This is a genomic window from Cellulosimicrobium sp. Marseille-Q8652 (genome assembly GCF_965112045.1).
The window spans coordinates 116,700-136,075 of record NZ_CBCOPS010000001.1 but is presented as its reverse complement, the minus strand read 5'-3'; the positions used below and the strand labels follow the sequence as shown (position 1 = coordinate 136,075).

22 protein-coding genes and 1 tRNA gene are annotated in these 19,376 nt (G+C 75.0%); 15 read left to right on the top strand and 8 right to left on the bottom strand.

What is annotated here, in order from left to right; translation table 11 throughout:
• The 3 genes from ACWPWV_RS00630 to ACWPWV_RS00620 all read left to right on the top strand — a co-directional run bounded on the left by ACWPWV_RS00630 (position 1) and on the right by ACWPWV_RS00620 (position 3,536).
• Positions 1-1,593, top strand: a complete 1,593-nt coding sequence (locus ACWPWV_RS00630) for a polysaccharide biosynthesis tyrosine autokinase (RefSeq protein ID WP_454041073.1) — start codon at positions 1-3, stop codon at positions 1,591-1,593.
• Positions 1,594-1,662: 69 nt separating this feature from the next.
• The gene (locus ACWPWV_RS00625) at positions 1,663-2,979 is read left to right on the top strand and encodes a UDP-glucose dehydrogenase family protein (protein WP_454041072.1); all 1,317 of its coding nucleotides are present in this window, start codon (positions 1,663-1,665) and stop codon (positions 2,977-2,979) included.
• A complete protein-coding gene (locus ACWPWV_RS00620) occupies positions 2,976-3,536 on the top strand; it encodes a CAP domain-containing protein (protein ID WP_454041071.1) in 561 nt (186 codons plus the stop codon). The genes ACWPWV_RS00625 and ACWPWV_RS00620 overlap by 4 nt, the downstream gene beginning before the upstream one ends.
• A 34-nt stretch (positions 3,537-3,570) precedes the next feature.
• On the opposite strand, the gene ACWPWV_RS00615 is transcribed toward ACWPWV_RS00620, so the two are convergent.
• The 4 genes from ACWPWV_RS00615 to ACWPWV_RS00600 form a co-directional block, all read right to left on the bottom strand.
• Entirely contained in the window at positions 3,571-4,554 is a 984-nt protein-coding gene (locus tag ACWPWV_RS00615) for a Gfo/Idh/MocA family protein (RefSeq protein ID WP_454041070.1), read from the bottom strand.
• A 103-nt stretch (positions 4,555-4,657) separates the two neighbouring features.
• A tRNA-Pro gene (locus ACWPWV_RS00610) sits at positions 4,658-4,734 on the bottom strand.
• A gap of 194 nt (positions 4,735-4,928) precedes the next feature.
• Positions 4,929-5,825: a metallophosphoesterase gene (locus tag ACWPWV_RS00605; RefSeq protein ID WP_454041069.1), complete on the bottom strand. Its 897-nt coding sequence runs from the start codon at positions 5,823-5,825 to the stop codon at positions 4,929-4,931.
• Between the two features lie 35 nt (positions 5,826-5,860).
• Positions 5,861-8,194, bottom strand: coding sequence for a transglycosylase domain-containing protein (locus ACWPWV_RS00600; RefSeq protein ID WP_454041068.1), 2,334 nt, complete (start codon positions 8,192-8,194; stop codon positions 5,861-5,863).
• A gap of 191 nt (positions 8,195-8,385) precedes the next feature.
• Between ACWPWV_RS00600 and ACWPWV_RS00595 the strand changes: the two genes are divergently transcribed.
• Complete coding sequence (locus ACWPWV_RS00595; RefSeq protein WP_021481786.1) at positions 8,386-8,550, top strand: hypothetical protein; 165 nt, start codon at positions 8,386-8,388, stop codon at positions 8,548-8,550.
• Positions 8,550-9,047, top strand: coding sequence for a RidA family protein (locus ACWPWV_RS00590; protein WP_454041067.1), 498 nt, complete (start codon positions 8,550-8,552; stop codon positions 9,045-9,047). Before ACWPWV_RS00595 ends, ACWPWV_RS00590 begins: the two co-directional genes overlap by 1 nt.
• Positions 9,048-9,141: 94 nt before the next feature.
• Here ACWPWV_RS00590 and ACWPWV_RS00585 read toward each other — a convergent pair whose 3' ends face one another.
• The gene (locus ACWPWV_RS00585; RefSeq protein ID WP_454041066.1) at positions 9,142-9,819 is read right to left on the bottom strand and encodes a Crp/Fnr family transcriptional regulator; all 678 of its coding nucleotides are present in this window, start codon (positions 9,817-9,819) and stop codon (positions 9,142-9,144) included.
• 120 nt (positions 9,820-9,939) lie between these two features.
• Here ACWPWV_RS00585 and nth point away from each other — a divergent pair, with 120 nt between their 5' ends.
• On the top strand, positions 9,940-10,680 hold the full coding sequence (gene nth / locus ACWPWV_RS00580; protein ID WP_454042780.1) for an endonuclease III: 741 nt from the start codon (positions 9,940-9,942) through the stop codon (positions 10,678-10,680).
• Between the two features lie 28 nt (positions 10,681-10,708).
• On the opposite strand, the gene ACWPWV_RS00575 is transcribed toward nth, so the two are convergent.
• Positions 10,709-11,647, bottom strand: a complete 939-nt coding sequence (locus ACWPWV_RS00575; protein WP_454041065.1) for an alpha/beta fold hydrolase — start codon at positions 11,645-11,647, stop codon at positions 10,709-10,711.
• Positions 11,644-12,429, bottom strand: a complete 786-nt coding sequence (locus ACWPWV_RS00570) for a winged helix-turn-helix transcriptional regulator (protein WP_454041064.1) — start codon at positions 12,427-12,429, stop codon at positions 11,644-11,646. The genes ACWPWV_RS00575 and ACWPWV_RS00570 overlap by 4 nt, the downstream gene beginning before the upstream one ends.
• A 309-nt stretch (positions 12,430-12,738) precedes the next feature.
• Here ACWPWV_RS00570 and ACWPWV_RS00565 point away from each other — a divergent pair, with 309 nt between their 5' ends.
• From ACWPWV_RS00565 to ACWPWV_RS00555, 3 genes are all read left to right on the top strand, one after another.
• Positions 12,739-13,473, top strand: coding sequence for a hypothetical protein (locus tag ACWPWV_RS00565; RefSeq protein WP_454041063.1), 735 nt, complete (start codon positions 12,739-12,741; stop codon positions 13,471-13,473).
• Positions 13,470-13,931, top strand: coding sequence for a thioredoxin family protein (locus ACWPWV_RS00560; RefSeq protein WP_454041062.1), 462 nt, complete (start codon positions 13,470-13,472; stop codon positions 13,929-13,931). The genes ACWPWV_RS00565 and ACWPWV_RS00560 overlap by 4 nt, the downstream gene beginning before the upstream one ends.
• Before the next feature lie 106 nt (positions 13,932-14,037).
• A complete protein-coding gene (locus ACWPWV_RS00555; protein ID WP_454041061.1) occupies positions 14,038-14,520 on the top strand; it encodes a DUF4395 domain-containing protein in 483 nt (160 codons plus the stop codon).
• A 32-nt stretch (positions 14,521-14,552) separates the two neighbouring features.
• Here ACWPWV_RS00555 and ACWPWV_RS00550 read toward each other — a convergent pair whose 3' ends face one another.
• Positions 14,553-14,954, bottom strand: coding sequence for a DsrE family protein (locus ACWPWV_RS00550; protein ID WP_454041060.1), 402 nt, complete (start codon positions 14,952-14,954; stop codon positions 14,553-14,555).
• 254 nt (positions 14,955-15,208) lie between these two features.
• On the opposite strand from ACWPWV_RS00550, the gene ACWPWV_RS00545 reads away from it, so the two are divergent.
• The 6 genes from ACWPWV_RS00545 to ACWPWV_RS00520 all read left to right on the top strand — a co-directional run bounded on the left by ACWPWV_RS00545 (position 15,209) and on the right by ACWPWV_RS00520 (position 19,375).
• Entirely contained in the window at positions 15,209-15,805 is a 597-nt protein-coding gene (locus ACWPWV_RS00545; protein ID WP_454041059.1) for an FABP family protein, read from the top strand.
• 58 nt (positions 15,806-15,863) lie between these two features.
• The gene (gene ygfZ, locus ACWPWV_RS00540) at positions 15,864-17,006 is read left to right on the top strand and encodes a CAF17-like 4Fe-4S cluster assembly/insertion protein YgfZ (protein WP_454041058.1); all 1,143 of its coding nucleotides are present in this window, start codon (positions 15,864-15,866) and stop codon (positions 17,004-17,006) included.
• Between the two features lie 118 nt (positions 17,007-17,124).
• A complete protein-coding gene (locus ACWPWV_RS00535; protein WP_454041057.1) occupies positions 17,125-18,168 on the top strand; it encodes an FUSC family protein in 1,044 nt (347 codons plus the stop codon).
• Between the two features lie 68 nt (positions 18,169-18,236).
• Positions 18,237-18,548 carry a type II toxin-antitoxin system Phd/YefM family antitoxin gene (locus ACWPWV_RS00530; protein ID WP_454041056.1) on the top strand — a complete coding sequence of 104 codons (312 nt, stop codon included), beginning with the start codon at positions 18,237-18,239 and terminating at the stop codon, positions 18,546-18,548.
• Positions 18,549-18,553: 5 nt separating this feature from the next.
• The gene (locus ACWPWV_RS00525; protein WP_454041055.1) at positions 18,554-18,973 is read left to right on the top strand and encodes a type II toxin-antitoxin system VapC family toxin; all 420 of its coding nucleotides are present in this window, start codon (positions 18,554-18,556) and stop codon (positions 18,971-18,973) included.
• 60 nt (positions 18,974-19,033) lie between these two features.
• Complete coding sequence (locus ACWPWV_RS00520; protein ID WP_454041054.1) at positions 19,034-19,375, top strand: DUF2516 family protein; 342 nt, start codon at positions 19,034-19,036, stop codon at positions 19,373-19,375.
• Position 19,376: the final 1 nt, after the last annotated feature.

Genomic DNA, 19,376 nt, shown 5'->3' with positions numbered 1-19,376 from the left:
ATGGGAATCGCCGACTACGTCATGCTGCTCCGCAAGCGCTGGGTCTCGGTGCTGGCGCTCACGCTCGCCGGCGCGCTGGTCGCCGGGGTCTGGTCGGTCGTCGCCACGGCGACCTACACGGCACGGGCACAGGTCTTCGTGTCGGTCGCCGGGTCCGACAGCACCAGCGACCTGCTCCAGGGGTCGAACTTCACGGTGCGCCAGGTCAAGTCGTACACCGAGCTCGTGACGAGCCCGCGCGTGCTCGAGCCGGTGATCGAGGAGCTCGGGCTGACCGACGACGCGGGCTCGCTCGCCGCGCGCGTCCGGGCGGACTCGCCGCTCGACACCGTGCTCATCGACGTCACGGCGACGGACGAGTCGCCGCAGCTGGCCGCGGCGATCGCCAACGCCACCGCCGGCTCGCTGGCGGACGTCGTCGGCGAGCTCGAGACGCCGGCCGCGGGGGGCGACTCGCCCGTCCAGATCAGCACCGTGCGGACCGCGACGGTGCCCACGTCGCCGTCGTCCCCGAACCTCACGCTCAACCTCGCGCTCGGCCTCGTCGTCGGCCTGGCGCTCGGCGTCGGGCTCGCGGTCGCGCGCGAGCTGCTCGACACGCGTGTCCGGTCGACCGCCGACGTCGAGGCCGTCACCGACGCCCCGGTGCTCGGCGTCATCGGGTACGAGGAGGACGCGCCCGAGCACCCGCTCATCGTGCAGGAGTCGCCGCAGGCGCTGCGCGCCGAGGCGTTCCGCCGCCTGCGCACCAACCTGCAGTTCCTCGAGCTGGGCGAGCGTGCCCGCACCGTCGTCATGACGTCGGCCCTCCCCGGCGAGGGCAAGACGACGACGAGCATCAACCTCGCCATCACCCTCGCCGACGCGGGACAGCGGGTGGTCCTCGTCGACGCGGACCTGCGCCGTCCGTCGGTCGCCAAGTATATGGGCATCGAGGGCTCCGTGGGGCTGACGACCGTGCTCATCGGCAAGGTCGCGCTCGAGGACGCCGTCCAGCCGTGGGGGAGCGGCGCGCTCGACGTCGTCGCCGCGGGCCAGATCCCGCCCAACCCGAGCGAGCTCCTGGGCTCCACCGCGATGTCGGAGCTCGTCGAGCGTCTCGGCGCGGAGTACGACGTCGTGGTCATCGACTCGCCGCCGCTCCTGCCGGTGACCGACGCAGCGATCCTCGCCCGGCGCACGGGCGGCGCCATCCTCGTGACGGGCGCGGGCACGGTGCACCGCCAGCAGGTCCAGGGAGCCGTCTCGGCCCTGGAGACCGTCGGTGCACGGCTCCTGGGCGTCGTCGTCAACCGGGTCCCGCTCACGGGGCCGGGGACGGGTGCGTACGGGTACTCGTACTACGAGTACACGAGCGAGGCGCCGCAGGAGCCGTCCCGCACGCGCCGGGCGGAGCCCGCGCACGGGAGCAGGCGCGGCGTCCGCGGGCTGCTGCGGGCCGACCGCCCCGCGCCGCCGGCGGAGGCCGACCGACCGGCCACGGCTGCGCCGGACCCGGTCGAGGAGCCCGCGACGGAGCGCGTTCCCGCGGGGACGCCGTTCGCGCCGACGTCGACGTTCGACGAGGTCGTCGCGCCCCGCACCGGGCGCTGACCACCGTGGGCCGCCTCGCGGCCCCCGCGGCGTGCAGCAGGCGCGTCGGGACTCACAGCAGGGGGAGACATGAAGATCTCGGTCATCGGGTGCGGCTATCTCGGCGCCGTCCACGCGGCGTGCATGGCGACGCTCGGCCACGACGTCGTGGGCGTCGACGTCGACGCGGCGAAGGTCGCGTCGCTCGCGTCCGGCCGCGCGCCGTTCTACGAGCCCGGCCTGCCGGAGCTCCTCGCCGAGGCCGGCGCGACCGGGCGCCTGAGGTTCACGACCGACATCGGGGAGGCCGCCGACGCCGCGGTGCACTTCGTGTGCGTGGGCACCCCGCAGCGCGCCGACTCCTACGCCGCCGACCTCACCTACGTCGACGCCGCGTTCCGCGCGCTGCTGCCCCACGTCGCCCCCGAGGCGCTCGTGGTGGGCAAGTCCACGGTGCCGGTCGGCACCGCAGGACGTCTCGCGGCGGAGCTCGCCGCCGCTCGACCCGACGCCGCGCTGGTGTGGAACCCCGAGTTCCTCAGGGAGGGCTTCGCGGTCCAGGACACGCTGCACCCCGACCGTCTCGTCTACGGCGTGCCCGACGACGGTGCGCGCGACCGGACGGTCGCCGTCCTCGACGAGGTCTACGCGGTCCCGATCGCGGAGGGCACGCCGCGCCTCGTGACGGACCGGCCGACGGCCGAGCTCGTCAAGGTCGCGGCCAACTCGTTCCTCGCGACGAAGATCTCGTTCATCAACGCGATGGCCGAGCTGTGCGAGGTGACCGGGGGCGACGTGACGCAGCTCGCCGACGCGATCGGTCTCGACGAGCGGATCGGCCGGCGCTTCCTCAACGCGGGGCTGGGGTTCGGCGGCGGGTGCCTGCCCAAGGACATCCGGGCGTTCATGGCACGCGCCGAGGAGCTGCACGCCGATCCCGCGGTGAGCTTCCTGCGCGAGGTGGACGCCATCAACCTGCGGCGTCGCGAGCGCATGGTCGAGCTCACGGTCGGCGTGCTCGACGGCAGGCCGCTCGCGGGCGCGCGCATCGCGGTCCTCGGCGCGGCGTTCAAGCCGGACAGCGACGACGTGCGCGACTCCCCGGCGCTCGACGTCGCGGAGCGCCTGCACGCCCGGAGCGCCCGCGTCGTCGTGACCGACCCCCAGGCGGTCGCGAACGCGCGCCGCAAGGCGCCGCACCTGCGCTACGCGGACACGGTCGAGGAGGCGGTCGACGGCGTCGACGCGGTCCTCGTGCTCACCGAGTGGCGCGAGTACCGCGACCTCGACCCGGGGAAGCTCTTCGGGCTCGTGGCCGCGCCGCGCGTCGTCGACGGCCGCAACGCGCTGGACGCGGACGCCTGGCGCGGCGCGGGATGGACGTATCGCGCGCTCGGGAGGCCGTGAGCGTGGCCCGGTGGGCGCCGGTCCCGGCCGCCCTGTGCGTCGCGCTCGTCGCCGCGTGCGCCACGACGGCGGGGGACGAGACCGTGGAGCGGACCGGGGCGTCGCGCGCCGAGACGCGCCCGGTCGAGACGGCGACGACGGCGCCCGCTCCGGACGAGCTCGTCCTCGACCCCACGGACCCCGCGGCCTACGCGGACCTGGTGGTCTCCGAGACCAACGCGCTCCGCGCCGCGGCCGAGCTCGGCGCCCTGGCGACGGACCCGTGCGCGGCCGAGGTCGCCACGGGGCGGGCGGCGGCGCTCGTCGGGAACCCGGAGCTGGAGCACGCCCCCCTGGACGAGGTCATCGCGTCGTGCGACCCGCCGTCGGGCGTGGCGGCGGAGAACCTCAGCCGTGCTGCGGCGAGCCCCGTACGGGTCGTCGAGGCGTGGGAGGGCTCGCCGGGCCACCGCGCGAACCTTCTCGACCCGACGCTGACGCGCGTGGGCGTCGGGTGCGTCCTCGACGGGACGGGCGACGCCGAGCAGATGCTCTGCTCCCAGGTCTTCCTGGGCTGAGACGCCGCGGCGTGGGCGCCGTCGTCGCCGGTCGTCAGGCGTCGAGCGCCGTGCGCCACTGCTCGAGGAGGCGCGCGACGGCCCGTGTGTGCTCCCACGGCATCTCGGGTGCCTCGGTCCGGCCGTCGGCGAGCGCGCGCGAGACGGCGTCCGCCTCGGCGGCGAACGGGTCCACCGACCGGGCGTCGACGACGCGCTCGTCCCCTCGGGCGCGCACGACGAACGACGACGCCGAGTCGCTGCGGCTGCCGTACGCGTCGTCGAGCCGGAGGGCCCCGGCCGGGCCGGCGATCGTCGCGGACCGCGCCAGGTCCGCGACGATCGAGCACTCCACGTCGGCCGTGAGACGCTCGGCGCCGATCGTCGCCGACGCGTGCTCGTCGACCCCCGTCGCGCCGACGTGGCCCGTGGCGCGGACGACGCCGAGCGTGGCGAGGTCCACGCCGGCCGCGGCGGCGACCCCCACGGCGAACGCCACCGGGTAGCCGCCGACGTCGAGGATCGCCCCGCCCGCGAGGGCGGGGTCGAACAGCCGCCCCGACCGCTCCGCGGCGGCGAACCCGAACGCCGAGCTCGCGTGGAGCGGGGTGCCGAGCGTCCCGTCGGCGACCGTCGCGTGCAACGCGCTCGCCAGCGGGCCGAACCGGTGCTTGTACGCCTCGACGAACGGCAGGCCGTGGGCCGCCGCCGCGTCGAGGACGCGCTCCGTCTCGGCGGCCGTCGGAGCGACCGGCTTCTCGCACAGCACCGCCTTGCCCGCGGCGAGGGCGGCGACCGCGAGGTCCGCGTGCGTCGTGTGGACCGTGGAGACGTAGACGGCGTCGACGTCGTCGCGGGCGAGGATCTCCGCGTACGTCCCGGTCACGGGGGCACCGTGGGTGCGGGCGAACGCCTCCGCCCGGTCGGGGTCGCTGCTCGCCACGGCGTGGAGCGTCCCGTGCTCCGAGCGCGGCAGCGCCCGCGCGAACCAGCCCCCGATCTGACCCGGGCCGAGGACCGCCCACCGTGTCGTCCGCATGCGGGTGAACGTAGCAGCACGCGCCGCCCCGCCGGACCGACGTCCCGGGACATGACGAGAGGCCCCCCGCTCAGCGTTCCCGCTGTGCAGAGGGCCTCTCGGCTGGTCGGGGTGACAGGATTTGAACCTGCGACCTCTTCGTCCCGAACGAAGCGCGCTACCAAGCTGCGCCACACCCCGGTTGCCCACCACGCGTCGTCGGGCACTGCGCACAGTGCTCGGCGGCCAGGAGATCCTGACCTTCCGCGGGGGAAGCCTGCCCAGAATAGCCGACGATGTGCCGTGCGACGAAACCGGGTCCACGTGACGTGGCCGACGTCGGTCCGTGACCCCGGCCGGGCCGGCCGGACGCGCCGCGCGACATCGGGAGGACGTCAGCGGGTCGTCAGCGTGAGCAGCGTCGCCTCGGGCCGGCACGCGAAGCGGAACGGGGCGTACGGCGACGTCCCGGCACCCGCCGACACGTGCAGCCAGGTCGACGCCTCGCCGCCGTCCTCGTCCGGCCGCGCCCCCGGCCAGCCGTGCAGGCCCTTCGCCCGACGGCGGTCGAGGTCGCAGTTCGTGACGAGCGCACCGAAGCCCGGGACGCAGAGCTGCCCGCCGTGGGTGTGCCCGGCGATGATCACGTCCGACCCGTCGGCGTGCATCTGGTCGAGGACCCGGCGGTACGGCGCGTGCGTGACGCCCAGGCGCAGGTCCGCGCCCAGCGTCCGGGACAGCTCGCCGTCCGGGAACACGTCCCGGTCGAGGTGCGGGTCGTCCACGCCGACGAGGTCGAGGCGCACGCCGGCGACCTCGACGACGTCGCGCCGGTTCGTCAGGTCCACCCAGCCGGCGTCGCGGAACGCCGCGGCGAGCTCCGCGGCGGGGAGCTCGCGCGGCGGCTCGGACCGCGACACGCGCGCGTCGGGGAGGAGGTAGCGTGCCGGGTTCTTGGGCGACGGCGCGTAGTAGTCGTTCGACCCCATGACGAACAGGCCGGGCGTGGAGTCGAGCAGCGGCTCGAGGGCGTGCAGGAGCGGCTCGAGGGCGTCGACGTGGGCGAGGTTGTCGCCCGTGTCGACGACGAGGTCCGGCTCGAGCTCCGCGAGCGACCTGATCCAGTCGATCTTGCGCTGCTGCGTCGGGACGAGGTGCAGGTCCGAGACGTGCAGCACGCGCAGGTCGCGCGCGCCGGGCGGCAGGACCGGGACGGTCACCTCGCGCAGCGTGAAGAGCTTCGTCTCGACGTGGGCGTAGGCCAGCGCGCCGACGCCTGCGACGGCGAGCACCCCGAGAGCCTGCCCGGCGACGCGCCCGCGGGCGCTCAGTCGTTCCCTCCGCCGCCGCCGAGGTCACCGAGGAAGTCCTCGAGAGCCCCACGGCCCTCGTCGCCGCCCCGGTCTCCGCGATCGCCGCGGTCGCCCCCGTCGGCGTCCGCCGGCGGCTGTGCGCCCTCCTGGGCCGGCGGCGGGGTGTCGCCACCCGTGTCGCCGCCCGTGTCGCCGCCCTGGGGGGCGGTCGGCGGAGGCGGCGGAGCGGGAGCGTTGACCCTGCCCCAGTCGGGCTCGGGGAAGCCCACGACCGGCGCGCCGGCGAGCACGGTGTTCATGTAGTCGCGCCACGTGGGGGCCGCGAGGTCGGAGCCGTACCACCACCGCCGCGAGACGCCGTTGATCGTGAAGCCGTTGCTCATCGACACGTCGCTCTCGGCGTTGCCGATCCAGACCGCCGTGACGAGCTGCGGGGTGTAGCCGATGAACCAGTTGTGCCGGCTCAGCTGGGAGGTGCCGGTCTTGCCGGCGGACGGGCGGCCGTCGAGCGGTGCGCGTCGGCCGGACCCCTGCGTCATCACCTGCTGCAGCGCGTACGTGACCGTGTTCGCGATGGCGGGGTCGAGCGCGTTCGGGTTGCAGTTGGCCGACGGGACGGTCAGCTCCTCGCCGTTCCCGTCGACGACCTTGGTGATGGCGATCGGGTCGCAGTACGTCCCGCCGCTGGCGAACGTCGCGTAGGCCGCGGCCATCTGGAGCGGCGACGAGTTCTGGGTGCCGATGACCATGGACGGCACCACCTTGACCGCGCCCTCGTCCTGGAGCATGGACGGCTTGAACCCGATGCTCGCCGCGGTGCTCGCGACGTTGCAGAGGTCGAGCTGGCTGGCCATCGTCGTGTACGCGGTGTTGACCGAGTTGTAGGTCGCCTTGAGGACGCTCATCGAGCCGCTGCCCGCGCCGTCGGAGTTGCCCGGGGTCCAGTCGTCGCCCGCGATGAGGGCACAGCTCGCGTGGAAGTCACGGCTCTGGTTCCACGTGCGCTTGTTGGCGCTCACGGTCTCGAACAGGGAGTGACCGGACTTGAGCCACTCGGAGAGCAGGAACGGCTTCCAGGTCGAGCCGGGGGAGAACCCGTTCGACGACCCGTGCGCCTGGTCCACGCTGTAGTTGACCGCGGTCGTGTTCGGCGCCGGCTCCTGCGTCGCGTCGTAGTCGCGGTTCTGCGCCATCGCGAGGATCTTGCCCGTCCCCGGCTCGACCGTGACGATCGCGTCCTCGATGCCCGACGGGTCCTCCGGCGGCACGGCGGTCTTCGCGTGCTGCTCCGCCGCGGCCTGCATCCGGGGGTCGAGCGTCGTGTAGATGTCCAGGCCGCCCCGGTAGAGGAGGGCCTGGCGGTCCTCGGCGGTCTCGCCGAACGCCGGGTCCGAGATGATGACCTTCGTGACGTAGTCGCAGAAGAACGCGGACCCGCCGGCCGCCTGGCAGCCGACCTCGACCGGCTTGACCTTGAGGGTGTCGGCGAGCGGCGTGGCACGACCGGTGTCGTACTCCTCCTTGGTGATGAACCCCTGCGCGTACATCGTGTTGAGCACGGTGTTGCGGCGGCCCTGCGCGGCCTCGGGGTTCGCCGTCGGGTCGTAGAGCGACGGGCCCTTGGTCACGCCGGCGATCGTCGCCGCCTCGAGGTAGTTGACGTCCTTGGCGCTCTTGGAGAAGTAGTGCTGCGCCGCCGTCTCGACGCCGTAGACGGAGCGGCCGAACTGCGCGATGTTGAGATAGCCCTGGAGGATCTCCTCCTTGGTCATCTGCTTCTCGAGCGAGATCGCGAGCTTGGCCTCGCGGGCCTTGCGGCCGAGCGTGCTCTCCTTGGCCTCCCAGATCCCCATCGTGTCGTCCTCACGGACCGCCTTCTCGATGAGGACGTTCTTCACGTACTGCTGCGTCAGCGTCGACGCGCCCTGCGTGTCCTTCTTGAGGACGTTGTTCACCGCCGCGCGCGGGATGCCCTCGAGGTCGATGCCCCCGTGCTGCCAGAACCGCTTGTCCTCGATCGCGATGACGGCGTTCTGCATCGGCTCCGACACCTCGTCGAGGGGGACCACGATGCGGTTCTCGGTGTAGAACGTCGCGAGCTGCGTCGTGCCGTCGTTCGCGTACACGCGCGACTGCTCCGCGAGCGGTCCCGGCTCGAGGTCCGCGGGCAGCTCGTCGAACACTTCGAGCGCGCTGTCCGTCGCGGTGTTGGCGCCCGCGGCGAGGGGGACGACCAGACCCGCCGCGAGGACGCCGCCGACGCCGGACACCAGCACGAACGCCAGGAAGAGCGCCACGAGCTGGTACGCGTTGATCTGTCGACCGCGAGGGCGCACAGGGGAAGCCATGGTGCCAACCCTACGGGAGCCCCCGGACCAGAACCCGGCGAGCCTGATCCGGGCGGTGTGCGAGTTGTGTGAGCATCCCGAGGAACCGCCCGCGACACGACCGAAGGCGCTCCGGGACGCCGCCGCGAGCAGCTCGGAGAGGTGGCGCGGGACACCCCGCGGGCACGACGGCGGGCCGCTACGCTCGCCCCATGGCAACCACCTGGGAGTACGCGACCATCCCCCTGATCATCCACAACACGAAGGCCGTCCTCGACCAGTGGGGCTCCGACGGCTGGGAGCTCGTCCAGGTCGTCACCGGCCCCGACGGCAACGGCCTCGTCGCCTACCTCAAGCGCCCGACCGGGGAGAAGTAGTGGCCGACGGCGCTCCCGCCGCACCCGGCACGGTCGCCGCGCGCCTCGCCGAGCTCGGCATCACGCTGCCCGGCGTCGCGGCACCCGTCGCCGCCTACGTCCCCGCGGTGCGCACCGGCCGGTACGTCTACACGTCCGGGCAGCTCCCGTTCGTCGACGGAGTGCTGCCCGCGACCGGGAAGGTGGGCGACGGCGAGGGCCTCGTCCCGCCGGAGGACGCCGCGCACCTCGCCCGCGTCTGCGCCCTGAACGCCCTGGCGGCGGTCCACGCCCTCGTCGGCGACCTCGACCAGGTCGTGCGGGTCGTCAAGGTCGTCGGCTTCGTCGCGAGCGACCCGTCGTTCACCGGCCAGCCCGCCGTCGTCAACGGCGCGAGCACCGTCCTCGCCGACGTCCTCGGCGACGCGGGCGTCCACGCGCGCAGCGCCGTCGGCGTCGCCGTCCTCCCGCTCGACTCCCCGGTCGAGGTCGAGCTGGTCGTCGAGCTCGCGGAGTAGCCCGTCGCGTCGTCCGCGCGCGTCCGAGGGTGCGGGTGGGGCGTCCCCACCCGCACTCACCCGGGGCGACCCGACGAGAGCCGCGTGACGCGGCTCAGCGCGCGCGGCGCTCCAGGCGGTCCAGGTCGAGCAGGACGACCGCGCGGCCCTCGCGGCGGACCCAGCCGCGCGTCGCGAAGTCGGCGAGCGCCTTGTTCACGGTCTCGCGCGACGCGCCGACGAGCTGTGCGAGCTCCTCCTGCGTGAGGTCGTGCGCGACGCGGACGCCCTCGTCGGTGTCCTCGCCGAATCGGGTCGACAGGTCGAGGAGGGCCTTGGCGACGCGGCCGGGGACGTCGGAGAAGACGAGGTCGGCGAGCGTCTCGTTGGTGCGGCGCAGCCTCCGCGCGAGCGCGTTGAGGAGGTGCTTCGCGACGGAGGGGTGCTTCTCGATCCACTCGACGAGCTGGTCGTGGCCGAGTTCGTAGATCACGGAGTCGGCGACGGAGCTCGCGGTCGCGGTGCGCGGGCCCGGGTCGAACAGGGACAGCTCGCCGAACATCTCGCCCGGCCCGAGGATCGACAGCAGGTTCTCGCGCCCGTCGTTGGAGCGGCGGCCCAGCTTGATCTTGCCGCTCGCGATCACGTACAGGCGGTCGCCCGGCTCCCCCTCGCGGAACAGCACGTCGCCCCGGGAGAGCTCGATCTGCTGCATCGACTCGAAGAGGGTGCGCGTCTCGTCCGCGTCCATCGTCGCGAACAGGGGGGCGGAGAGCACAACGTCGTCGTCCACGCGGGGTGTCCTTCGTCTCGTCCTCGTCATCTTTCAGCCCCAAGTCTGCCCTACCGTCGCAACTCGGGTGTCGGGCGGGCGCGCTACCGTGGCCGTGTGACCGACGCCGAGCAGGTTCCCGTGACACGTCCGACCACGACGTCGCGGTCGAGGGCGAGGGGTCCGGCGGGCGGCGGCGAGTCGCACCTGGGTCTCGTGCGGCGGGCGCGGCGGACCAACCGCGAGCTCGCGCTGACGTACCCGGACGCCCGCTGCGAGCTCGACTTCACGACCCCCCTCGAGCTGCTGATCGCCACCGTGCTGTCGGCGCAGACCACGGACAAGCGCGTGAACCTCACGACGCCGGAGCTGTTCGAGACGTATCCCGACGCCGCGGCGTACGCGGCGGCGGACCGGGCCGAGCTCGAGGACATCCTGCGGCCCACGGGCTTCTTCCGGGCGAAGGCCCAGTCGGTGATCGGGATCGGGCAGGCACTCGTCGAACGGTTCGACGGCGAGGTGCCGGCACGCCTCGACGACCTCGTGACCCTCCCGGGGGTGGGGCGCAAGACGGCGAACGTCGTGCTGGGCAACGCCTTCGGCATCCCCGGTCTGACGGTCGACACGCACTTCGGGCGGCTCGTGCGGCGCCTCGGCTGGACGGCCGAGGAGGACCCGGTCAAGGTCGAGCAGGTCGTCGGCGGCCTGATCGAGAAGTCCGAGTGGACCATGCTGTCGCACCGGCTGATCTTCCACGGCCGTCGCGTCTGCTTCGCGCGGAAGCCGGCGTGCGGGGCGTGCAGCATCGCGCAGTGGTGCCCCTCCTACGGCGTCGGCGAGACGGACCCGGAGAAGGCGGCGGCGCTCGTCAAGACCGCCTGAGTCCCGTCGCGACCGGCTGAGCGCCCGCTCAGACGCGGGCCGCGCGCGGCAGCCAGTCGAGCAGGACGTCCGTGACGTCGCCGGGCGCCTCCTCGGGGAGGTAGTGCCCGACGTCGGGCAGCACCTCGAACCGGAAGTCGCGGGCGAGCGCGGCGCCGTCGGCGTCGGCGAGCTCGCGGCGCAGCAGGCCGTCGCGCCCGCCGTGCACCTGCAGCGTCGGGACGTCGACGGGACGGCGCAGCGCGTTGAGGAAGCGCCGGCCGTCGGGACGCGGGGTCGAGCGCACGGCCCACCGGAGCGACTCCATGGCGGTGTGCGCGGCGAACGGGATGCGCATGACGGTGCGGTAGGCGGCGACGACGTCGTCGTCGAAGGCGCGGGCGGCGCCGTCGGCGAGGACGTGGTCCACGAGGTCACCGGACGTCAGGGCGCGCTCCGGCAGCGTCGGGAGCTGGAAGAACGCGAGGTGGCGGCGCGCCGCGGCGGTGAGCAGCCGGCGCGAGGACGCGTGCATGCGTGCCGGGTGGGGTGCGGAGAAGGCCGCCACCCCCGCGGTCACGGCCGGCTGGAGCGAGGCCATGGCCCACGCGAGGCTCCCGCCCGTGCCGTGCCCCACGACGACGGCGCTGCCGGCGCCGAGCGAGCGGATCACCCCGGCGATGTCGCGTGTCCGGGTGGGGGCGTCGTACCCGATCGGCGGCTTGTCCGACGCGCCGACGCCGCGCAGGTCCATCGCGGCGACCCGGTACCCGGCCTCGGCGAGCGGTTCCACCTGGTGCCGCCACGCCCACCAGAACTGGGGGAACGAGTGGAGGAGCACCACGAGCGGCGGCCCGGGGTCGCGGACCCCGCGGTCCTCGGGGCCGGCGAGCGCGACGTGGAAGCGGGCCCCGTTCGCGGGGACGAACTCGTGCCGCCACGGCCCGTCCGGGAGTGCTGACGTGAAGTCGGAGGTGTCGGCCGTCACCCGGACGAACCTACCGGTGCGCCCGCGCCCCCGTCCCGCGAGGCACCGGCCCCCCGGGGCCCGCGTCCCTCGGCGTCCTGGGCGTCGTCGTCGGCGGCCGGCCGGCGGTCCTTGGGCGGGTCGAACCGGTAGCCGACGTTGCGGACCGTCCCGATGAGCTGCTCGTGCTCCGGGCCGAGCTTCGCGCGCAGGCGCCGCACGTGGACGTCCACGGTGCGCGTGCCGCCGTAGTAGTCGTAGCCCCACACCTCCTGCAGCAGCTGCGCGCGCGTGAAGACGCGGCCCGGGTGCTGGACGAGGTACTTGAGGAGCTCGAACTCCTTGTACGTCAGGTCGATGGGGCGGCCGCGCAGGCGTGCGGTGTACCCGCTCGCGTCGATCGCGAGCTCGCCCGCGGAGATCTCCTGCGGCCCGTCGTCCGACGGGCCCCTCGCCGAGCGCTCGACGACGAGCCGCAGCCGCGCCTCGACCTCGGCGGGGTTCGCGGTCTCGAGCAGCAGGTCGTCCGCGCCCCACTCGGCGGTGACGACCGTGAGCCCACCCTCCGTGAGGACGAGGACGAGCGGGACGGTCAGCCCCGTGGCGTGCAGGAGACGGCACGTGGTGCGTGCGGCCACGAGGTCGCGCCGCGCGTCGAGCAGCACGACGTCCGAGTCGGGGGCGTCGACGAGCGCGGACGGCTCCATCGGCAGGACCCGGATGCGGTGGGAGAGCAGGCCCAGCGCGGGAAGGACCTCGACGGAACCTCCGGTGGCAGGGGTGAGGATCAGCAGGTCGGCCACTGCTGGCACCTCCTTCCGGGGACGGGACGCGCGTGGCGCCCGCCTCGTCGCGTCTCGTGGTCTCGCGTTCCATCGTCGCCCGCGCGCGTCTCGTCTGGTGGCGGGACGTGCTCGGTCCGTGGATGGTTACCGTATCGCGTGGTGGCCCGACGCACGGCGAACGTCTCACCGCGGCGCACCGCGGGGGCGCTCGGACAGGCCCGCGCAGGGGTGGCCGACCCTCGTCCACGACGGTCGTCTGCGACACTCTGAGGCGTGCTGTGCCACTCGACGACCTCTTCGACCGCCCGAGCGGGGTGCTGACCGCTCGTGGACCTCTCGACCCGTGCCGTCGTCACGGCGTGCCTCGCCGCGGGCATCGCCGTCGCCGCGTTCTTCGGACCCGAGACGCTGGCCGCGGCGGCCGGCGCGCTCGCGCTCGTCGTCGCGATCGGCTGGCCGCGCCTGCTCGACATCCCCGTCCACGGCGGTACCCGCATCGTCATCGCGGTGGCCGGGCTGGGAGCCGTCGCGGCGACGGTGGCCACCGAGGGCGAGCCGGCGCTGCGCCACCTGCCGGTGGTCCTGGCGCTGTCCGTCGTGCTCGCGTTCGTCGCGGAGCTGCTCCGGCGCGACGGGCGACCGCGGCTCGTCGAGTCGCTCATCGGCACCGTGAGCGGGATCGTCGTGGCGGTGTCGTGCGCGGGGTGGATCGCGACGGGCCGGACCGACGCCGGGGCGTCGCTCGTCGTGACGTGCGCCGTCGCGCTCGCCGTCGCGTCGGCGGTGTCCGCGCTCCCGCTCGGCGGGTGGACGATCGCTGGCCTCACGCTCGCGCTCGCCGTCGTGTCCGGGGGCGCCGTCGGGTTCGTCATGCCGGACCTCGACCTGGTCGACGGGGTGTGGTCCGGCGTCGTCGCCGGGCTGCTCGTCGCGTCGCTCCACGCGCTGTTCGACCAGCTGCCCGAGCTGCGGGGGCGCCTCGGCGCGTTCTCGGCGACCGCGCTGCCGGTCGCGGTGGGCGGGACGCTCATCTTCGTGGTGGGCCGGGTGATCGTGGGATGACCGGGGGAGCGCTCGTCCCCGTCCTCACCCTCCTCGGGGCACTGGCCGTCGCCGTCGTGCTCGGCGCGTGGTGGCAGCGACACCAGGGCGCGGTCCGTACCCGGCCGGGCGCCGCGGTCGGCGGTGCCGCGGAACGGTTCGACTGGGCGGCGCACGGCGTGGAGCTCGGCGCCCGCCGGACCTTCCTCCAGCTCTCCGCCGCGGTGTGCGCGCCCTGCCGGTCGACGGCGCGCGTGCTCGCCGAGGTGGCGAGCAGCCACGACGGGGTGGCGCACCGCGAGCTGGACGTGGACGAGCACCTCGACCTCGTGCTCGCGTTCGGCATACTGCTGACCCCGACCGTCCTCGTCCTCGACGCGGACGGGCGGGAGACGGCCCGCGCGAGCGGCGCGATGAACCGCCGCCAGGCGGTCGCGGCCCTGGCGGTCGGGGACCCGCCGCTCGCCCGCACGGGCTGAGGGGCCGGGGACCCGGCGCCGGGATCCCGACGAGACGACGCGGACCCGGCGGGCACGCAGCACCACCCGAACCCGGCGGCACGCCGCCCCACCCCGAGGAGACCCGATGTCCCATCCCGCCGAGCCCGCACCGGCCGAGGACGCCGGAGCGCCCGGCATCGACCCGCGCGGGCCCCGCGCCGCGGCGGGCATGACGGCGCTGCTGCTCGCCGTGACGATCCTCCTGTGGACGTCGACGGCGGCGCTCGTGCTCCTGGCCGTCGTCGCCGCGAGCTTCGCCGTCGGGGCGGTCGGCGGCGCGCAGCGGACCTGGCAGGCGTGGGTCTACCGCGTCCTCCTGCTCCCGCGCATCGGGCCGACGGACGAGCGCGAGGACCCGGCGCCCCCGCGGTTCGCCCAGCTCGTCGGCTTCGTCATCACGGCGACGGGCGTCGTGCTGGGTCTGCTGGGCGTGCCGGCCGCGGTGCCCCTGGCCGCGGCGGTCGCCCTGGTGGCGGCCGTCCTCAACGCCGCGTTCGGGCTGTGCCTCGGGTGCGAGACGTACCTGCTGCTGCGCCGTCTCCGGTCCCGGCGGGCGCCGGCGCTCTGACGCCGGGCCGCCGGAGCCGGGCCGCAGCGGCCTCAGTACACGAGCGCCTGGGCGCCCTCGCGCAGGGCCTCCTCGACGAAGACCGCGGCGCCGGCGATCCGCACGCCCGGCAGGACGTCGTCGGGCGTGATGCCGCGCCGTGCGGCGCACTGCGTGCACACGGTGAGGGTGCCGGCGGCGAGGACCGCGTCCAGGAGGTCGGGCAGCGGGGCGGCGTGCTCGAGCTCGAGCTCGGCGGCACGACCGGGGAGGCCGAACCACGCCGCCTCGCCCGTGAGCCACACGCTCACCTCGACGCCCGCGGCGAGGGCCGCCGCCGCGACGGTGAACGCCTGGTTGGCCGCCTCCGGGCGGTCCAGGCCCGACGTGGCCTTGACGACGAGCGAGCGAGCAGGTGCGGCGGCGGACGGGCCCGCCGAGGGTGCGGTGGTCACCCGGCCGAGCGTAGCGGGAGGCTCCTCGCGCGTGACCGGCGGCACGGGCCCCGGCGGCCCTCCGTGCGGGGACGGCTTGTAGGATCGGGCCCATGAGCCCGCACACTCTCGAGCTGATCTTCCTCGGCCTGCTCATCGCGGCCACCGTGACCATCACGTGGTTCGCCGGGTACGTCGTCTACAAGCTCTACAAGGGTCAGCGCTGACCTCCTCGCCGACCTGGCCCTGACGTCCCGACCCGGAGGTGGTCGCTCATGCCGTTCGAGTTCCCGGAAGGGCTCGCGCCCGAGGTGTACCCGCTCGCCTGGCTCGTCGGCCGCTGGCGGGGCGAGGGGGTCGTCAAGTACCCGGGCGTCGAGGAGACGCCCTTCGTCCAGGACGTCGTGTTCGACCACGACGGAGGGCCCTACCTGCGCTACGAGTCGACCCTGAGGGTGCTCGAGCCCGAGGTGCCCGCGACGGTCCCCGGCGAGGGCGAGTGGCCCGAGCGGGACCCCGACGCCCTCGACGCGGCGGTCGCCGGCTCCACCGTGTGGTCCACCGAGACCGGCTACTGGCGCGTGTCGACCGACCGCCCGGACGGCCTCGAGGACGACCGGCACCCGCTCGAGGTGCTCCTCGCCGACCCGGCGGGCCGCGTCGCGGTGTACCTGGGCGCCGTGGGCAACGGCCGGGTCGACCTCGCGAGCGACCTCATCGCCCGCACGGGCACGGCCGCCGAGATCGCGGCGTCCAAGCGGCTCTACGGCCTCGTCGAGGGCCAGCTCCTGTGGGTCTGGGAATTGGCGGCCTTCGGCGAGCCGTTGCAGTCGTACGCGTCCGCGAAGCTCGACCGCCGCCCGGCGGCCTGACCGTGACGCGGGGCCGCACGGCCCCGCCGAGCCGCGGGCGACGACCAAGGAGGACCCTGTGACCACCGGCTACACCAGCCCCCTGCTCTCCCGGCACGGCGCCGTCGAGGCGTCCGGCCCCGACGCGGGCGTCGCGTGGCACTACGGCGACCCCACCGGCGAGCAGCGCGCGCTCCAGACCGGGGGAGCCGTCGTCGACCAGTCGTACCTCGGGGTCGTCCGCGTCGCGGGCCCCGACCGCCTCTCGTGGCTGCACTCGATCACGTCCCAGGACCTGACCGCCCTGGCCCCGCGCACGTCGACCGAGCTGCTCGTCCTGTCGCCGCAGGGGCACGTCGAGCACGCCGCGGCCGTCGTCGACGACGGCGAGGCGACGTGGCTCGTCACCGAGCGGTCGCACGCACCCGACCTCGCGGCCTGGCTCGACCGCATGAAGTTCATGCTGCGCGTCGAGGTCGCCGACGTCACCGACGAGTACGCGGCGCTCGGCGAGCCCGTCGACGCGGAGGGCGTCGAGGGCGAGCCGGTCACGTGGCGCGACCCCTGGCCGCACGTCGTCGGCGGCGGCACGCGGTACGGTCCGCCGGAGGACGAGCACCCCGGGAGCGACCGCCCGTGGCGCCTCGTGCTCGTCCCGCGGGCCGGGCTCGTCGACGCCGTCGCCGCGCGCGAGGCCGCCGGGTGGCGCCTCGTCGGCACGTGGGCGAGCGAGGCCCTGCGCGTCGAGGCGTGGCGCCCGCGCCTCGCGACGGAGGTGGACCACCGGTCCATCCCGCACGAGACGGACTGGCTGCGCACGTCCGTGCACCTGCACAAGGGCTGCTACCGCGGGCAGGAGTCGATCGCGCGCGTGCACAACCTCGGCCGTCCGCCGCGCCGCCTCGTCATGCTGCACCTCGACGGGTCCGGACACCTGCTGCCGGTGGCCGGCGCGGAGGTCACGCTCGACGGCCGTGCCGTCGGCGCCGTGACGTCGGTCGCGCGGCACCACGAGCTGGGCCCCGTCGCGCTCGCCGTCCTCAAGCGCGGCGTCCCCGACGACGCCGTCCTGCTCGTCGACTGCGACGGCGGCGCGATCACCGCGGCGCAGGAGGTCGTGGTCCCGGGCGAGGGTGTCTCGGTCGACCGGCCGGGTCCGCGCGGTCCGGTCGCCCGGGGCCTGACGCCACGGGGCGAGGGCGCGCCGTCGAGCATGCTGTGACCCCGGGCGCGCCGTGACGCCGGACGCGTCGAGGGAGGCGGACGACCGTCCCGGTGCGGTCGACCTGGCACGGACCGCGTGGCGCCGGCTCCTGCTCCGGGCGCGTGTCCGCCAGGGCGTGTCACGCGTCCGCGTCGCCTTCTGGCCGATCCTCCAGGCGTCGGCCGCGGCCGGGCTGGCGTTCGGCATCGCCCGGTACGGGCTCGGCCACACGGCGCCGTTCTTCGCCCCCGTGGCGGCGTGGATCTGTCTCGGGTTCAGCCAGGACCGCCAGCTCCGGCGCGTCCTCGAGGTCGCCGTGGGCGTCGCGATCGGGGTCGGCCTGGGCGACCTCGTCGTGCACGTCATCGGGTCGGGCTGGTGGCAGGTCGCGGTCGTGCTCGGGGTGTCGGCGCTCGCCGCCCGCTTCATCGACCGCGGGGCGATGCTCACCACCCAGGCCGGCGTGCAGGCCGTCGTCATCGTCGGCCTGCCCGCGGCGCAGGCCGGAGGACCTCTCGGCCGCTGGACGGACGCGCTCGTGGGCGGCGGCGTCGCGCTCGCCGTCGCGGCCCTCACCCCGGGCGACCCGCGGCGCCGGCCCCGGCTGCTGGGCGCGGAGGCGACGACGGAGCTCGCCCAGGTGCTCGAGGTCCTGACGCGCGGGCTGCGCACCCGCGACCGTGCGGACCTCGAGGCGGCGCTCGTGCGCGGCCGCGCGTCGGAGGGGTCGCTCGAGGAGTGGCAGTCCGCGGCGTCGTCGGCCCGCGAGCTCGCGCGGGTCAGCGCCGCGGGCCGCCGGCACCGCGACGAGCTCGGCGACCACGAGCGCCAGTCCGTGCTCGTCGACCGCGCGATGCGCAGCGTGCGCGTCCTGGCCCGGCGCGCGCTGCCCGTCGCCGGAGGGCCGGACGAGCACGACCTCGCCCCCGTCGCCGACCTCGTCGCGCGGTTCGCCGCGGGCACGCGCGTGCTGGCCGAGGCGATCGGCGCGGGTCGCGACCCCGCCGTGGCCCGCCAGGTGCTCGTCGAGGTCGCCCGGACCGCGGACCCGCACGCCGTCGGGGAGGGGGACTGGCAGGTCCAGTCGCTCGTCATGCTCCTGCGCTCGCCGCTCGTGGACGTCCTCGAGGCGGCCGGCGCGACGCCCGAGCAGGCACGGGACGCCCTGCCCGAGCTGTGACCCGGCGGCGGGCCGACCGGGCGGTCTTCACCCTTCGCCAGGTGCCCCCCGGACGGTACGGTCGGGGGATGGAGGTCCCCGTCAGCGCGCTGCGCGCCGAGCTCAAGTCATGGATCGAGCGGGCACGGGCCGGGGAGGAGATCGTCGTCACGGAGCGGGGCGTCCCGGTGGCACGGCTGACGGGCGTCGCGACCGCGGACCTCGTCACCGAGCTCACGCGTGACGGCGTGCTCAGCCCGCCCTCCGTGGAGCGCCCGGTGCACGCGGTCGTCGTGCCCGACGACGCGACGTCGGCCCGGCCCGTCGCGGTCCCGGCGGCGACCGCGCGGGGTGGCCGCCCCTCCGGCGTCGCGGCCCTCGTGCGGCGCATCAGGCGCTGACGGCCGTGGCCCTCGTCTACTTCGACGCGAGCGCGCTCGTGAAGCTGTGCGTGCCGGAGCCGGGCTCCGTCCTCGCGAGCAGGCTGTGGAACCGCGCGGACGTCGTCGTGACCAGCCGGCTGACCGACACCGAGCTGCGCTCGGTGCTCGCCGCGGGCCGCCGCGCCGGCGCCCTCGGCGCGGACGACCACGCGGACGCGCTCGGCACGTGGGAGTCCCTGTGGCCCGCGCTGCACGTCGTCGAGGTCTCGAGCGACGTCGCCGCGCGCGCGTCCGCGCTGCTCGGCGACGCCGCGCTGCGGACCAACGACGCCGTGCACGTGGCGAGCGCGCTCACCGTCGCCCACGACGACGCGCTCGTCGCGGCCTGGGACCCGTTCGTCGCCTCGGCGGCGCGCGACCACGGTCTGCGCGTCGTGCCCTGAGCCACGGCGCGACGCGTCGCGTGGTGCCGCTGCGGCCGACCAGACCGTAGGCTCGGTGTCGTGTCCGGAATCGTCGGGTCCCTCCAGTGGATCATCTACCTGCTCCTCACCCTCCTGGTGTTCGGGGTCCAGCTGTTCGCGCTGGTGGACGCCGCCCGGCGCCCCGCGAGCGCCTTCACCGCCGAGGGCAAGCTGACGAAGCCGGTCTGGCTCGGCATCCTCGGGGTCGCCGCGCTGCTCGGGTTCCTGTCGCTGCCGTTCGGCGGGCCGAACCTCGGTTTCCTCGGCCTCATCGCGGTCGTCGCGGCGATCGTGTACCTCGTGGACGTGCGCCCGCGCCTGCAGCCGTACGGCAACGGCCGGCGCGGAGGGCAGGGCGGCGGGCGCCCGACCGGGTGGTGAC